The following is a 14,981-nucleotide window of genomic DNA, read 5'->3' on the forward strand; positions in this document are numbered from 1 at the left end:
GAAGACGCGACATGATCGATGAGCGCTATTGGGAGGATGCCAAGGTTGGTGACGAATGCGTCACTCCTTCGGTAACGGTCACTGAAGCGATGGTGAATGCCTATGCCGAGCTGACGGGTGATTTCACGCCGGTCCACGTCGACGAGGAATACGCCAAAACCACACCATTCGGCACGCGCGTCGCGCACGGGCTGTTTGGTCTGTCGCTGGCCGACGGTTTGAAGACCCGTGCCGACTACCGCTTCCTCCCGGGAATGTCGCTGGGCTGGACCTGGGATTTCAAGCTGCCGATCAAGCTCGGCGACACCGTCCACGTGAAGTTTCGCGTCGGTTCAATGCGAACAACCAAGCGCGAAGGGTGGGGTATCGTTGTGCTGCCCTCGGAGCTGATCAATCAGCGCGGCGAAGTGGTGCAGCTCGGTGAGCATCGACTGATGATTCCGATGCGCCCGAAGAACAGTGCCACAGGAGGGCAGGCATGACCGCGCAAGACCTGCCCCTCAAAGGCATCCGCGTCATCGACTACAGCCATTTCCTGGCAGGCCCCTTCATGGGCCGCTGCCTCGCCGCGATGGGCGCGGAAGTCATCAAGGTGGAGCGTCCGAAGGCGGGCGATGCGGGCCGCGCCCATGGCTATTTCAAAGACGGACAATCCGGCTACTTCCTGCAGCAGAACATGGGCAAGCAGGGGTTGTGCATCGACCTGCGCGATACGCGCGGTCTCGACATGATGATGAAGCTGATCGACACGGCCGATGTCTTCATCGAGAACTACCGCCCCGGCGCACTCGAGCGCCTCGGGCTCGGCTACAAGGCGCTGTCGGCGCGGAATCGCAGGTTGATCTATTGCTCGGTCTCCGCCTATGGCCACACCGGTCCCTATGCCGACCGTCCGGGCTTCGGCCTGATCGCCGAGGCGATGTCGGGCGCCCTGGCGCAACTGGGCAATCCCGGTGAAGCGCCGCCGCTGCTGCGGATGCCGCTGGCCGACATGTACACCGGCATTCACGGCGTGGCTGCCATCAATGCCGCGCTGGTCGGCCGTGCCTCGTCCGGACGAGGCCAGCATATCGATCTCGCGCTGTACGACTGCATGGTCTCGATGCACGACTATGCGGTGCAGCGCTACTTCCTCTCCGGTGGTGCCGACCTGCCGAAGCAGACCGGCAGCGGACAGCCGGATTCGACCGTCTACGGCGTCTTTCCGGCCAAGGACGGCAATCTCGTCATCGCGGCGCAAGTCGACGATGCGTGGCGGCGCTTGGCGACTCTGATTGGGGGAAGCAGCTTGTCATCCGACGAACGCTTCGCCACGCCTGCGGCGCGGAACGCCCATTATGCCGATGCGATGGACATCGTGCGCAATTGGACGCTGTCGCAGCCGTCCCGGGATGCCTGCCTCGCGGCACTCGACGAAGCTGGCGTGCCGTCGGCTCCCGTGCAGACCATCGAAGAGGTCGTGAAGGATCCGCAGATCCACGCGCGTGGCATGCTGGTCGAGCAGGAGCATCCTGTCCTCGGCAAGGTGACGTTGCCGAACCTGCCGTTCCGCTTCTCCGATTGCGACACCACGGTGCGTACTCCGGCGCCACTGCTCGGCCAGGACAATCGCCGTATTGCAAAGTCGCTTGGGCTGTCGGCCGAGGTCGTCGACGCGATGGTGCGCGATGGCGTGTTCTACAACGAAGCCGCGGTCGAGGAGTGAGCCATGGGCGATCGTTATGCGGTGATTGGTAATCCGATCGGCTTCAGCAAATCACCTCTCATCCATGGCACGTTCGCCAGAATGACGGGACAGAACCTTGTCTATGAGGCGATCGAGGCACCACTCGACGGCTTCAACGAACGGGTTGATCAATTCCGGACGGAGGGCGCCAAGGGACTGAACATCACCGCTCCGTTCAAGCTCGATGCCTTCGCCTATGCAAACGAGCTTTCGGAAAGCGCCGAGCGAGCCGGCGCCGCAAACTGCCTGAAGTTCGACGGCGAACGGGTCATTGCCGAGAATTTCGACGGGATCGGTCTCGTGCGTGACATCACGGTCAATCTCGGCCTCAAACTGGCCGGCCGCCGCGTCCTGATGCTCGGCGCCGGAGGAGCGGCGCGCGGCGCGCTGCTGCCGTTCCTGCGCCAGGAGCCGTCCGAGCTGGTTCTGGTCAACCGAACGCTGTCGAAAGCGGTGGCATTGGCCGAAGAGTTTGCCGGCTGTGGCCCCCTGATCGTCAGCGGCTATGCCGAGCTGGCCGATCTTGCCGAAGGCTATGACGTCGTGGTCAACGCGACGTCGGCCAGCCTGCGCGGTGAAATGCCGCCGCTTCCAGGCAATGTCTTTCGCGGTGCAGAGCTCGCGTACGAACTCGCCTATGGCAAAGGATTGACTCCCTTTCTGCAAGCGGCTCGAGCCAAAGGTGTCGCCAAGCTGGCCGACGGCGTCGGCATGCTGGTGGAGCAGGCGGCCGAAGCTTTTGCCTGGTGGCGCGGCGTTCGACCGAGCACGGCTCGGGTCATTGCCGAACTGACCGTTCCACTGAGCTGATGGGCGATGCCTAATATGCATCCGAAGTCCAGCTTCCTCGTCGGCCTGATCGGCAGCGGCATCGCGGCGTCCCGCACCCCGCCCATGCACGAAGCGGCCGCCGACGCTGCCGGCATCCGTTATCTCTACAAGAAGATCGATCTGACAGAGCTGAAACTCGGAGTCGAAGCGCTGCCGGAATTGCTGACGGCTGCAAAGCGGATGGGATTTGACGGGTTGAACGTGACCCATCCCTGCAAGCAGGCGATCATTCCACTCCTGGACGAGCTTTCGCCGGACGCGGAGGCCCTCGGTGCCGTGAACACCGTGGTCATCAGGGACGGTCGAATGACCGGCCACAACACGGACTGGTTCGGCTTCGCGGAGAACTTTCGCCGCAACATGCAAGGTGCGCCGCTCGGTCGCGTTGTCCAATTCGGCGCGGGCGGCGCAGGCGCGGCGGTCGCTTTCGCGCTGATGAAGCTCGGCGTGCGGGAATTGACCATTATCGACGTCGACGTGGCCAAGGCGCACAGCGTGGTCGATGGCTTGTCCCCGCGATTCGCAGAAGGGCACTTGAAGGTCGGCCAGGATGTCGCGGCCGCCGTTGCTGCCGCAGACGGAATTGTCAACGCGACGCCGATCGGCATGGACAAGTATCCAGGGACGCCGCTGCCGACGGCTCTGCTGCGTCCTGATCTCTGGGTCGCTGAGATCGTCTACTTCCCGCTGGAAACCCCACTGCTGCGCACGGCGCGCGCCCTCGGCTGCCGCACCGTCGATGGCGGAGGCATGGCGATCTTCCAGGGCACCGAAGCATTCCGCCTGTTCACGGGCATCTCACCTGATCCGGACGTCTTCTTCGCAACTTTTGCATCCCTGGGAGGGTGACACCCGGCCGATGGGCGAGCGGCACGTACAACGCCCGAGAGGAAACGCAAGATGGGCTACACGCTCGATTTCTCGGTGGTTTGGCATGCCATGCCCGCGCTGCTGTGGGGGTGCGTGGGTACGTTGGGCCTGGCGCTGGCCGGCATGACGCTCGCAATGATGATCGGTGTCGCCGGCGTCGCGGCGCGCGATTCGAAGGCGGCCTGGTCGCGTGCTCTCGTGATCGGTTTCGTCGAGATCGTGCGCAATACACCTTTCCTGGTGCAGATCTTCTTTCTGTTCTTCGCCCTGCCGCTCGTCGGGTTGAAGCTCAATCCGACGGTCACCGCCATCATCGCTCTCGGCGTCAATGGCGGCGCCTATGCCATCGAGATCATCCGCGGCGGGGTGCAATCCATCCATAAGGGACAAATAGAGGCCGGCTACGCGCTCGGACTGCACAAGGGGCAGGTATTCCGGTTCATCGTGCTCAAGCCTGCGCTGCGCGCGATCTACCCCTCGCTCACGGGTCAATTCATCATGCTGACGCTGACCTCGTCGATCTGTTCGGCGGTATCGGCCTTCGAATTGACGTCGGTTGCGCAGCGCATCGAAAGCGACACGTTCCGCAGCTTCGAGGTCTATTTCTCAGTCACCTTCCTCTACCTCGCGATCTCCTGGCTGTTGATGCTGGCCTTCGCGGTCGTCTCTCACCGCTTCTTCTCATATCCGACACGCTGAGGGAGGCGATCATGACACCGCATTTTGGTCTTCCCGAGTTCGGCTTCCTGCTGCGTGGGCTGCAATGGACGGTACTGCTGACGCTGGTCGCGTTTGTGGGTGGCTGCACGGCGGGGCTGGCGGTCGCATTGCTGCGCACCTGTGGTCACAAGGGCGTGGAATGGATTACCCGCATTTACATCGGCATATTCCAGGGCACTCCGCTGCTGCTGCAGCTTTTCGTCGTGTACTACGGATTGGCGCTGACCGGACTGAAGCTCGACGCCTTCGTCGCGGTGGCGATCGGTTTCACCGTGAATGCCTCCGCCTTTCTTGGTGAAATCTGGCGCGGCGCGATCCAGGCTGTGCCGCGCGGCCAGACCGAGGCGGCGATGGCGCTTGGTCTGCACTATTCGTCGCGCATGCGCGACATCGTGCTGCCGCAGGCGATCCGCATCTCCCTGCCGGCGACCATCGGCTATCTCGTTCAGCTCATCAAGGGCACTTCGCTCGCCGCGATTGTCGGCTTCATCGAACTCGCTCGCGCCGGTCAGATCGTATCGAACCAGACCTTCCAGCCGTTGCTCGTCTTCGGCGTGGTCGGCGCAATGTATTTCATCCTCTGCTGGCCACTCTCGTGGTGGGGCAGCCGGATGGAAGCCAGGCTCGCCCTGGCCAGTCAAAGGTAGGAACGGCGCACCTGCTCAATCAATACAGCCATTACAAGGAGGAGGAATTTCATGTTGTTTTCACTCAATCGTCGCCAGCTCGGCGTTGCGCTTTTGACTCTGGGGGCCATCGCTCTCGCAGGCGAATCGCAGGCGGGCACTCTGGAAGACGTGAAGAAGAAGGGCGTCGTCGTCATCGGCATTCAGGGCGACAATCCTCCCTGGGGCTATGTCGATAGCTCGGGAAAGCAGGATGGCATCGATGCCGACATGGGCCGCGCTTTCGCTGAATATCTCGGCGTGAAGGCCGAATTCGTCCCGCTGGCGGTGGCCAATCGTATCCCGGCGCTGACCACAGGCCGCGTCGACATTCTGTTCGCAACCATGGCCATGCTGCCCGAGCGCGCGAAGGCGGTGCAGTATTCGAAGCCCTACGTCGCCAACGAGATTACGCTGGTCGCAGCCCAGGCGACGCCGATCAACAGCAATGCCGACATGAGCAAATTCGTCATCGGCGTTCCGCGGTCTTCCACGCAGGATACTCAGGTGACCAACAACGCCCCGTCCGGGACCGAGATCCGCAGGTTCGACGATGACGCGGCCACAATCCAGGCGCTGCTCTCCGGCCAGGTCCAGGCAGTCGGTGCGAACCTGTTTTATCCGCAGCGTCTCAACGCCGCAAAGCCGGAACTTGGCTTCGAGCCCAAGCTTCACTTCACCGCCTTGTACAACGGGGCCTGCACGCGCCTGGGGGACAAGGAGTGGAACGAGACGGCCAACAAGTTCATCGACCAGATCAAGTCGAACGGCAAGTTGGCCACTTTCTACGCCAAATGGATGAAGGTCCCGGTGCCTGTCTTCCCGGACTCCGTCCCCGGCGTTCCCTTCACCGTCCAGTAGCCACTGCGAGCGGCCGACGCGATCTGCGTTGGCCGCCGCCCAACGGCGGAGACCAGCATGCAGGACCAGATCCTGATCGAAATGAAGGGCGTGCAGAAGTGGTACGGCGGGTACCAAGCTCTCCGCAACGTCGATCTCACCGTGCGCAGAGGTGAAAAGATCGTGCTCTGCGGTCCGTCCGGTTCAGGCAAGTCGACACTCATCCGCTGTATCAACCGCCTGGAGCCGATCCAGCAGGGCAGTATCGTGGTGAACGGCCATCGGCTGGACGACAGCATCAAGGCAATCGATGTCGTACGCCAGGATGTCGGCATGGTCTTTCAGAGCTTCAATCTCTTTCCGCATATGACGGTCTTGCAGAACTGTATGCTCGCACCCATCCGCGCGCGTCGCATCAGCAAGAGCGAGGCGGAAGCGATTGCGCGAAAATACCTCGAGCGCGTGCGCATCGGTGACCAGGCCGAGAAGTATCCGGCTCAGCTTTCTGGCGGTCAGCAACAGCGGGTCGCGATCGCGCGCGCGCTCTGCATGCAGCCCAAGGTGATGCTGTTTGACGAGCCGACCTCGGCGCTCGACCCTGAGATGGTCAAGGAGGTGCTCGATACGATGATCGGCCTCGCCAACGACGGCATGACCATGATTTGCGTTACCCACGAGATGGGCTTTGCCCGCCAGGTTGCCGATCGCGTCATCTTCATGGCTGAAGGCCAGATCATCGAAGAAGGCGCGCCCGACGCCTTCTTCCGCAATCCTCAGCACGCCCGCACCAGGCAGTTCCTCGGCGAGATCCTCGCCCATCATTGAACGGAGTTCTCTCATGAGTCGTCTTGTCTACGTCCTCAACGGGCCAAATCTAAACCTGCTCGGCAAGCGCCAAACCCACATCTACGGTCACGAGACGCTTGCGGACGTGGAGCGGGACTGCCGGGCGCTGGCCGGGGAGCTCGCACTGGAGCTACGCTTTCACCAGTCGAACAGGGAATACGAGCTGATCGACTGGATCCACGAGGCGCGCGAGACGGCTGCCGGAATCGTGATCAATCCCGCGGCTTTCACCCACACGTCGGTCGCCATCCTGGATGCTCTGAACACGTTCGAGGGGACAGTGATCGAGGTGCACATTTCCAACGTGCACAAGCGCGAGGAATTCCGCCACCACTCGTTTGTCTCCAAACGGGCTGATGGAGTGATCGCAGGCTTCGGCACGCAGGGTTATCTGCTCGGCCTGCGTCGCGTGGCCAAGCTGCTTGATGAGAAGAAGGGATAGCATCGTATGGGTGCACCCGTTCGCTTGTCGGTGATGGGAGCGGGTCTCATCGGCAAGCGACACTGATGCCAGCAGGCATCAACGCCGGGTGTCGAGGTCATAGCCCTAGGAACGACGACCTTGCGTGGTCGGCGGCGCATACCGGGCCAAAGGTGGGGCGGTGACAAAAACGGCACGAACACCGCCAGACAAAAGTAAGGCGCGACTGGCATCACCACAGTCGCGCCCTACGTCGCCGGCTTATGGGGCAGGGGGGAATAGCCGGCTGCTGAGACGACTCCTGTGCGCGAAAGTCGTTCCAGGCGCCGCGAAATATTTTGCAGATCTGCGGCATTTTTCGCACACGGTTAAGTGATCGTAGCGGCCAAGAACTCCCGATCCTCTGCCCGCGTTGTTCCCGCGGCTGCCATGGGCGAGGGATCCACAGCGATGTCACAGATTCAAAAGGTTTTTTTGAGCGCAACCGCGATCGTCGCAACGCTCGGTGCCGTGCAATTGGCCTCCGGCCACGATCTCGCTGACCGCTGGCAGGCGGTCGCCGACATCCCCAGCCACAGTTCCAACGTTGCCCCGGGCCACAACGTCAATCGCGCCGCCAAGGCAGACCGGCTCGCCGACATCAAGCCGGCGGCTGTTCCCACCCGCACGGTGTCGATGCGGCTGAACGACCTCGCCGATACGTCGGTGCTGCTGCGGGTTCCTGCGGTCATCGAGACCGGCAATGCCAAGACGCCGGTGCTGCTCCAGAACCAGAAGAAGCCTCGCAACAAGCCGACGATCGCCTGTGAGCCGATGGTGAGCTCCCTGACCGAGGTCGCAAGGCTGCTCCAGCCCGGCCGCTGCGTGACCTGATCCGCGCCGCTTGCCGGCCCTGCCGGGCCGGGACTTCACATCCTCTTGATCCGCCGTCGCCTCGCGCTATATCCGGGTTCCTTCCCTTTGTTTTGACCGGGTTAAGCGCATGACGACGTCAGATACGGCTGTGCATACGCAGCCTTTCCAGGCCGAAGTTTCCGAACTGCTGCACCTGATGGTGCACTCCGTCTATTCGGAAACCGACATCTTCCTCCGCGAGCTCATCTCCAACGCCTCCGATGCCTGCGACAAGCTGCGCTACGAGGCCATCGCCAGCCCCGCCTTGCTGGGCGAAGGCGACGCACTCAAGATCCGCATCATCCCGAACAAGACGGCCAAGACGCTCACGATCGCCGACAACGGCATCGGCATGGAGCGGCAGGAGCTGATCGACCACCTCGGCACCATCGCCCGCTCCGGCACCAAGGCGTTCGTGTCCAAAATGAAAGAAGCCAAGGACGGGCTCGGCCTGATCGGCCAGTTCGGCGTCGGTTTCTATTCCGCCTTCATGGTCGCCGAGAAGATCGTCGTGATCAGCCGCCGTGCCGGCGAGAGCGACGTCTGGACCTGGACGTCCTCCGGCGGCTCCGGCTTCGAGATCGCCCGTGCCAGCGATGAGGAAGCGGCGCGCGTGACGCGCGGCACCGAGATCGTCCTGCACCTGAAGGACGACGCCAAGAAATATCTCGAGACCTACGAGATCGAGCGCATCGTCACCGCCTATTCCGACAACATCCTGTTTCCGATCGAGCTGGTGCCCGAGGAAGGCGAGCCGCGCCAGATCAATTCGGCGAGCGCGCTGTGGCAGCGCTCCAAATCCGAGCTTTCGGCAGACGATTACAAGAAGGCCTATCAGCAGATCGCCTCCGCCTTCGACGATCCCGCGATGACGCTGCACTACCGCGCGGAAGGGCGCTACTCCTACGCCGTGCTGCTGTTTGCGCCCTCGACCAAGCCGTTCGACCTGTTCGAGCCGAACCGCAAGGGGCGGGTGAAGCTCTACGTCCGGCGCGTCTTCATCACCGATGACGCCGACCTCTTGCCGGGGTACCTGCGCTTCATCCGCGGCGTCGTCGACAGCGAGGATCTCCCGCTCAACATTTCGCGCGAGATGCTTCAGAACAATCCGCAGCTGGCGCAGATCCGCAAAGCCGTGGCGACCCGGGTCGTATCCGAGCTCGAAAGCCTCGCCGAGAAGGATCCGGAGAATTTTGCCAGGATCTGGGACGCCTTCGGCGCGGTGCTGAAGGAAGGCATCTACGAGGATTTTGAGCGGCGCGAAAAGCTGCTGGCGCTGTCGCGCTTCACCACCACGTCGGGCGAGAAGCGTTCGCTGAAGCAGGTGATCGCGGATTTCAAGCCGAACCAGACCGAGATCTATTATCTCGTCGGCGACAGCATCGAGCGGCTGAAGTCCAATCCGCGGCTGGAAGCTGCGACCGCGCGCGGCATCGAGGTGCTGCTGCTGTCGGATCCCGTCGATGCGTTCTGGACCTCGATGCCGTCGGAGTTCGAGGGCAAGCCGCTGAAGTCGCTGAGCCAGGGCGATCTCAATCTCGACCTGATCCCGCGTATCGACGACAAGGACGAGCCGAAGAAGGACGAGCCCGCGGCGGACGAAGCGGCCACCATCGCCGTGATCAAGGCCGCGCTCGGCGAGCGCGTCAGCGACGTCAAGGCCTCGACGCGCCTCACCAGCTCGGCCTCCTGCCTCGTCGCCGACAGCCAGGGACCGAGCCGCGAGCTCGAGCGCATCTTGTCGCAGCAGAACCGCGGCATGAAGACCAAGCCGATCCTCGAGATCAATTTGCGTCATCCGCTGGTCACCGCGGTCACCAAGGCGCAGGCTGGCTCGAAGGTCGTCGACGATCTCAGCCTGCTCCTGCTCGAACAGGCGCAGATCCTGGACGGCGAATTGCCGGAGGACCCGGCAGCCTTCGCGGCAAGGCTGAACCGGCTCGTCTTGCAGGGGCTCGGCGGCTAGCGCCGCCTCGCAGCATCGTTCCGACGGGGCTTGACCCGGGTCACCGTATCGTGGGGCGCACATCGCTTCCTGGCGCTGCGCGTCCCGCTCACCTTGACGTCAATTGGCCCGAGGAACAGTCGCGGACGACGACATGTTGTGTCATATCAAGCGGCGTCACCAATTCGAGGATTTCCCCATGCGCTTGCCATTCCTCACTCTTACCGCGATCTTCACGCTGCTGGGCGCAGCGGATGCCAGTGCGCAGAGATACGATCCGGCCTATCCCGTCTGCATGCACCGCTACGTCGGTGGCCCGAATGGCGGAGGCGGTGACTATTTCGACTGCTCCTTTACCTCTTTGGAGCAGTGCCGCGCCACGGCGTCGGGCCTTGCCGCGACCTGCGACCTCAATCCCTATTACGCCTTCAACGAATCGCCGCCGCCGCGCCGCCGTCCCAAGAAGGTGCACTGAGGCGAAGTGCGCTCCCTCTCCCGCGGGAGAGGCTGGGGAGAGGGTGCTTCGGCAATGGGACGATCCCCAAGAGGAGAAAGCCCTCACCCGCGCCGGAGCCTGTCATCGGGCGCGCCTTGGGCGCGACCCGGTGGACGCGACCTCTCCCGCAAGCGGGAGAGGTGAGCTAGCCGCGGCCATCGATTTCTTCGCTCTTTCGACCTAGTCACACGCGTCGGCGCGCTGCCGGCGGGTGCGACCTTGGTGCGTGCTGCCGACTACAGTTAATCGCGCCCTAACCGGGTTTTACCTTGTCTCTTAACGCCTGGGTCAGGGCGCGCGGGCTAAGCTGCCGGAAACCGCAGACCGCCCGAAAGAGTGAACGATATGACCACCGGCGTCATCGAGCAGCCGAAAGCCGCGCGCGCACCGTCGGCTTCCAAGATCTGGTTGAGGGCGATCGAGCTCACGGCGCGGATCGAAACGCTGCCGGGCCGCCTGTTCGCCGACGTCGTCGACGATTGGGCGCAGCGCCAACCGAACCGCGTCGCGCTGGTGGCGGACGAGGCAAGCCTCGATTACGAAGGCCTGTCGAAGAGGGTCAATCGCTACGCCCGCTGGGCGCGCTCGGTCGGCCTTGCCAAGGGCGACACCGTTGCGCTGATCATGCCGAACGGCATCGACTATGTCGCGGCCTGGCTCGGCATCAGCCGTGTCGGCGGCGTGGTCGCACTGATCAACACCAAGCTCGTCGGGCAATCGCTCGCGCACTGCCTCGACGTGGCAAAGCCGTCGCATGTCATCGTTGCGCATGAGCTGACGGGGATCCTGGACAGCGCGGCGCCTCATCTGAAGACGCAGGCCAAAGTGTGGACGCATGGCGATGGCCGCGGCGAACGTGTAATCGATGTCGCGCTTGCCGTTCTCGACGACGGCCCGCTCGCTCCGGAGGAGCATGGCGAGGTCACCATCGACGACCGTGCACTGCTGATCTACACCTCCGGCACCACCGGCCTGCCAAAAGCGGCCAGCATCAGCCATCGCCGCATCCTCAATTGGGGCTTCTGGTTCGCCGGCCTCACCGGCGCGACGCCGCAGGATCGGCTCTACGATTGTCTGCCGCTGTTCCATTCGGTCGGCGGCATCGTCGCGCCGTGCAGCATGCTGGCCGCCGGCGGCTCGGTGGTGATCGCCGAGAAATTCTCGGCCTCGCATTTCTGGTCGGACATCGTCCGGCACGACTGCACGTTGTTTCAATATATCGGCGAGCTCTGCCGTTACCTGCTGAAGGCCGCGCCCTCGGAATACGAGAACCGGCACCGCCTGCGGCTCGCCTGCGGCAACGGTCTGCGCGGCGATATCTGGGAGGATTTCCAGGCGCGCTTCGCGATTCCCCGCATCCTCGAATTCTACGCCGCGACCGAAGGCAATTTCTCGCTGTTCAACGTCGAGGGCCAGCCGGGCGCGATCGGCCGTATCCCGCCGCTACTCGCCCACCGCTTTCCTGCCGGTCTCGTCAAGCTCGACCCTGATAGCGGCGCGCCGCTGCGCAATGACGAGGGTTTCTGCATCGCCTGCAGCCGCGGTGAGACCGGCGAAGCCATCGGCCGCATCGGCACCGCGGACGAGGGCGGTGGGCGCTTCGAGGGCTACACCGATGCCGGTGAGACCGAGAAGAAGATCCTGCGCGACGTCTTCGCCAAGGGCGATGCATGGTTCCGCACCGGCGATCTGATGCGGATGGACGACAAGGGGTTCTTCCATTTCGTCGATCGCATCGGCGACACGTTCCGCTGGAAGGGCGAGAATGTCGCGACCTCCGAGGTGAACGACGCCGTGCGCGATTTCACCGGCGTCGTCGATGCCACCACCTATGGCGTCAGCATTCCCGGCGCCGACGGCCGGGCCGGCATGAGCGCGATCGTCGTGAACGAGGGCTTTGACATCACCGCGCTGCCCGCCCATTTCGCGCAGCGGCTGCCGATCTACGCCCGCCCGCTCTTCATCCGCATCTCGCGCGAGCTCGATTCCACCGAGACCTTCAAGCAGAAGAAGGCCGAGCTCGCCCGCGAGGGGTTTGACCCGGCCGCGATCTCCGATCCGCTGTTCATGCTCGACCCGACGTCCGGCGCCTATGTTGCGCTGGACGAGGAGGCGTATGCGGCAATCTCGGTCGGTACGATCAGGCTGTAGAGCAACCAAAATCGAGAGATAGGTCCAATTTTATCTGAATTGTCCAAGAAGCCATTTACTTCTGTCGGGTAAACAGACCGCCATGGGGAGGCGGTCATCAAGAGCCGCCGCAACAACGAGATCGATAACAAAAAGCGAGCCAGCCATGTCGGTAAGGTCAAAGGTTATTGAAGCGATCCAGCAGATCGCCAAGGAGCAGCACGTCACGCTTCCCGCCCTCTCGGACGATCTGTCCCTGCACGAGACGGGCTTTGACTCGCTCGCCTTCGCAATTCTTGTCGCGCGTCTGGAAGACGAGACCGGCGTCGATCCCTTCACCATTTCCGAGGACGCCGCGTTCCCCGCCACGGTGGGCGATTTCGTGCGGGCCTACGAAAATGTCCCCGCGTGAGATCTTTGCGCTTCGCGACCATCTCGGCGCGGAGCTGAAAGGCCGCATCATCTCCGATCCGCACGAAGTCGTGTCGCTGACCGACATCCTGTCGCACACGGTTCTGGGCGGCCGGCTACACGAATTGTCCGGCCGAGCCGTGCTGCTCAAGCTGTCGGACCAGCTCCGGTCCGGCCTTGCCATGATCGAGCTCGACGGTATCGCCAGCCGCATGCTGCTGTGTCCGCCGGACCTCAATCCGGCGCATCTCGACGCATTGATTGCAGATGCCGGGATCGATGCGGTGGTCACCGATGAGCCCGATCGCTGGGCTGCGTCCGGCCTGACGCTGGTCGTCACCGCGAAATTGCCGCTGCAAGCCACCGCGCCGGCCAAGACCGAGCGCGCCACCGAATGGCTGATGCTCACCTCGGGCACCTCGGGCGTGCCAAAGATCGCCGGTCATACGCTGGAAGCGCTGACCGGCGCGATCGTCGCTGAAGGCCCATCGCGTGGTCCGGCGCCGGTGTGGGCGACGTTCTACGACATCCGCCGCTATGGCGGCCTGCAAATCTTTCTCCGCGCCATCCTCTCCGGCGGCTCGTTGGTGCTGTCCGATCCCCATGAGGCGCTCGCCGATCACGTCGCGCGGCTGAAGGCGCGCGGTGTCTCGCACATCTCCGGCACGCCCTCGCACTGGCGCAAGCTCCTGATGAGCGGTTCGGCCGCGCAGTTCGCCCCGGCTTACGTCCGCCTTTCCGGCGAGATCGCCGACCAGGCCGTGCTCGACGGCCTGAAGGCGGCATTCCCCAAAGCGTCCGTCGGCCATGCCTATGCCTCGACCGAGGCCGGCGTCGGTTTCGCCGTCAATGACGGGCTGGAAGGCTTTCCGGCCGACTATCTCGGCAACCGCAACGGCGTCGAGATGAAGGTCGTCGACGGCTCGCTGCGCATCCGCTCGGCGCGTACGGCCCATGCCTATATCGGCCGCAATGCCGCCGCGCTCACCGACGACGACGGGTTCGTCGACAGCGGCGACATCGTCGAGCTGCGTGGCGACCGCTATTATTTCGTCGGCCGTCGTGGTGGCATCATCAATATCGGCGGGCTGAAGGTCCACCCGGAGGAGATCGAGGCGGTGATCAACCGCCATCCCGACGTCCGGATGTCGCGCGCCAAGTCGCGCAAGAGCCCGATTACCGGCGGCATCGTCGTCGCGGACGTGATCCTCGCTGACGGCACCGATCCGGCGCGCGCGAAAGAGATCCGCGATCAGATCCTGGAGCTGTGCCGCGTCCAGCTCGCATCCCACAAGGTGCCGGCGGTGCTCCGCTTCGTCGAGGCGCTCGACGTCACTCCAGCCGGAAAACTGGCGCGCACCGATGCATAACGTTCTCGTCACCGGCGGCAGCCGCGGCATCGGGCTCGCGATCGGCATGCGCCTGGTCGCCGCCGGCTTCAACGTGATCGCGTCGGCGCGGCGCGAGAGCGACGAGCTCAAGGCGGCCATCGCTGCTGCCGACGGACGCCTGCATTTCCGCGCCTGCGATCTTGCCGTGATCGATGCGATCCCGGCCTTCGCGAAGCTCGTGCGCGACGAGTTCGGCCCGATCTACGGCCTCGTCAACAATGCCGGTCTCGGCACCGAAGGCCTGCTCGCCACCATGCACAATTCCGAGATCGAGGCGCTGGTGCAGCTCAACGTGCTGTCGCCGATCATCCTCACCAAATATGTGGCCCGGCAGATGATGGCCGATGGCGCCGGCCGCATCATCAACATCTCCTCGATCATCGCGACGACCGGCTATAACGGCCTGTCCGTCTACGGCGCGACCAAGGCGGCCGCGACCGGCTTCACCCGCTCGCTGGCGCGCGAGGTCGGCAAGCTCGGCATCACCGTGAACGCAATCGCGCCGGGCTTCATCGACACCGAGCTGACGCACAATCTCTCCGAAGAAGGCCGCAAGCGCATCGCCGGCCGCAGTGCGCTGCGCCGGTTGCCGGAGACGGATGACGTCGCGCGCATGGTGGAATACCTTCTGGGGGAAGGCGGCCGCAACGTCACCGGCACCGTGTTCACCATCGATGCCGGGAACACGGCGTAAGCGGAACCCGGCTGCCACAATTGCGTTGATCGGGCGTAATGACAGCCAGCCGGATTTGGTCGTAAGATGACTCCGCAATCGATTGGGTAACGTCAATCGAT

At 63.6% G+C, this 14,981-nt stretch carries 16 protein-coding genes; all 16 read left to right on the forward strand.

Annotated features, from left to right (window positions below; genetic code table 11):
- Positions 1 to 11: 11 nt before the first annotated feature.
- Positions 12 to 482: a MaoC/PaaZ C-terminal domain-containing protein gene (locus N2604_RS05295; protein WP_260374133.1), complete on the forward strand. Its 471-nt coding sequence runs from the start codon at positions 12 to 14 to the stop codon at positions 480 to 482.
- Complete coding sequence (locus N2604_RS05300) at positions 479 to 1,705, forward strand: CaiB/BaiF CoA-transferase family protein (protein ID WP_260374134.1); 1,227 nt, start codon at positions 479 to 481, stop codon at positions 1,703 to 1,705. The genes N2604_RS05295 and N2604_RS05300 overlap by 4 nt, the downstream gene beginning before the upstream one ends.
- A 3-nt stretch (positions 1,706 to 1,708) precedes the next feature.
- Positions 1,709 to 2,536 (forward strand): shikimate dehydrogenase, encoded by an 828-nt coding sequence (gene aroE / locus N2604_RS05305; RefSeq protein ID WP_260374135.1) that lies wholly within the window; start codon positions 1,709 to 1,711, stop codon positions 2,534 to 2,536.
- A gap of 15 nt (positions 2,537 to 2,551) precedes the next feature.
- Complete coding sequence (locus tag N2604_RS05310; protein ID WP_409241679.1) at positions 2,552 to 3,406, forward strand: shikimate dehydrogenase; 855 nt, start codon at positions 2,552 to 2,554, stop codon at positions 3,404 to 3,406.
- A gap of 51 nt (positions 3,407 to 3,457) precedes the next feature.
- Positions 3,458 to 4,126 carry an amino acid ABC transporter permease gene (locus N2604_RS05315; protein WP_260374137.1) on the forward strand — a complete coding sequence of 223 codons (669 nt, stop codon included), beginning with the start codon at positions 3,458 to 3,460 and terminating at the stop codon, positions 4,124 to 4,126.
- Between the two features lie 11 nt (positions 4,127 to 4,137).
- Positions 4,138 to 4,794, forward strand: coding sequence for an amino acid ABC transporter permease (locus N2604_RS05320; RefSeq protein ID WP_140978788.1), 657 nt, complete (start codon positions 4,138 to 4,140; stop codon positions 4,792 to 4,794).
- Positions 4,795 to 4,845: 51 nt separating this feature from the next.
- Entirely contained in the window at positions 4,846 to 5,673 is an 828-nt protein-coding gene (locus N2604_RS05325; protein ID WP_260374138.1) for a transporter substrate-binding domain-containing protein, read from the forward strand.
- Between the two features lie 57 nt (positions 5,674 to 5,730).
- Positions 5,731 to 6,477, forward strand: coding sequence for an amino acid ABC transporter ATP-binding protein (locus N2604_RS05330; protein ID WP_260374139.1), 747 nt, complete (start codon positions 5,731 to 5,733; stop codon positions 6,475 to 6,477).
- Positions 6,478 to 6,490: 13 nt separating this feature from the next.
- Positions 6,491 to 6,940 carry a type II 3-dehydroquinate dehydratase gene (gene aroQ / locus N2604_RS05335; RefSeq protein ID WP_260374140.1) on the forward strand — a complete coding sequence of 150 codons (450 nt, stop codon included), beginning with the start codon at positions 6,491 to 6,493 and terminating at the stop codon, positions 6,938 to 6,940.
- Between the two features lie 429 nt (positions 6,941 to 7,369).
- The gene (locus N2604_RS05340) at positions 7,370 to 7,792 is read left to right on the forward strand and encodes a hypothetical protein (RefSeq protein ID WP_260374141.1); all 423 of its coding nucleotides are present in this window, start codon (positions 7,370 to 7,372) and stop codon (positions 7,790 to 7,792) included.
- Between the two features lie 109 nt (positions 7,793 to 7,901).
- Complete coding sequence (htpG, locus tag N2604_RS05345) at positions 7,902 to 9,779, forward strand: molecular chaperone HtpG (protein ID WP_260374142.1); 1,878 nt, start codon at positions 7,902 to 7,904, stop codon at positions 9,777 to 9,779.
- A gap of 178 nt (positions 9,780 to 9,957) precedes the next feature.
- Positions 9,958 to 10,233, forward strand: a complete 276-nt coding sequence (locus N2604_RS05350) for a DUF3551 domain-containing protein (protein ID WP_260374143.1) — start codon at positions 9,958 to 9,960, stop codon at positions 10,231 to 10,233.
- A gap of 357 nt (positions 10,234 to 10,590) precedes the next feature.
- The gene (locus N2604_RS05355) at positions 10,591 to 12,405 is read left to right on the forward strand and encodes a long-chain-acyl-CoA synthetase (RefSeq protein WP_260374144.1); all 1,815 of its coding nucleotides are present in this window, start codon (positions 10,591 to 10,593) and stop codon (positions 12,403 to 12,405) included.
- A 145-nt stretch (positions 12,406 to 12,550) separates the two neighbouring features.
- Entirely contained in the window at positions 12,551 to 12,796 is a 246-nt protein-coding gene (locus N2604_RS05360) for an acyl carrier protein (protein WP_015688794.1), read from the forward strand.
- A complete protein-coding gene (locus N2604_RS05365; protein ID WP_260374145.1) occupies positions 12,783 to 14,165 on the forward strand; it encodes a class I adenylate-forming enzyme family protein in 1,383 nt (460 codons plus the stop codon). The genes N2604_RS05360 and N2604_RS05365 overlap by 14 nt, the downstream gene beginning before the upstream one ends.
- Entirely contained in the window at positions 14,158 to 14,880 is a 723-nt protein-coding gene (locus N2604_RS05370) for an SDR family NAD(P)-dependent oxidoreductase (protein WP_260374146.1), read from the forward strand. Before N2604_RS05365 ends, N2604_RS05370 begins: the two co-directional genes overlap by 8 nt.
- The last annotated feature ends 101 nt before the right edge of the window (positions 14,881 to 14,981 follow it).

The organism is Bradyrhizobium sp. CB1015 (genome assembly GCF_025200925.1).
In the GTDB taxonomy this organism is placed as follows: domain Bacteria; phylum Pseudomonadota; class Alphaproteobacteria; order Rhizobiales; family Xanthobacteraceae; genus Bradyrhizobium.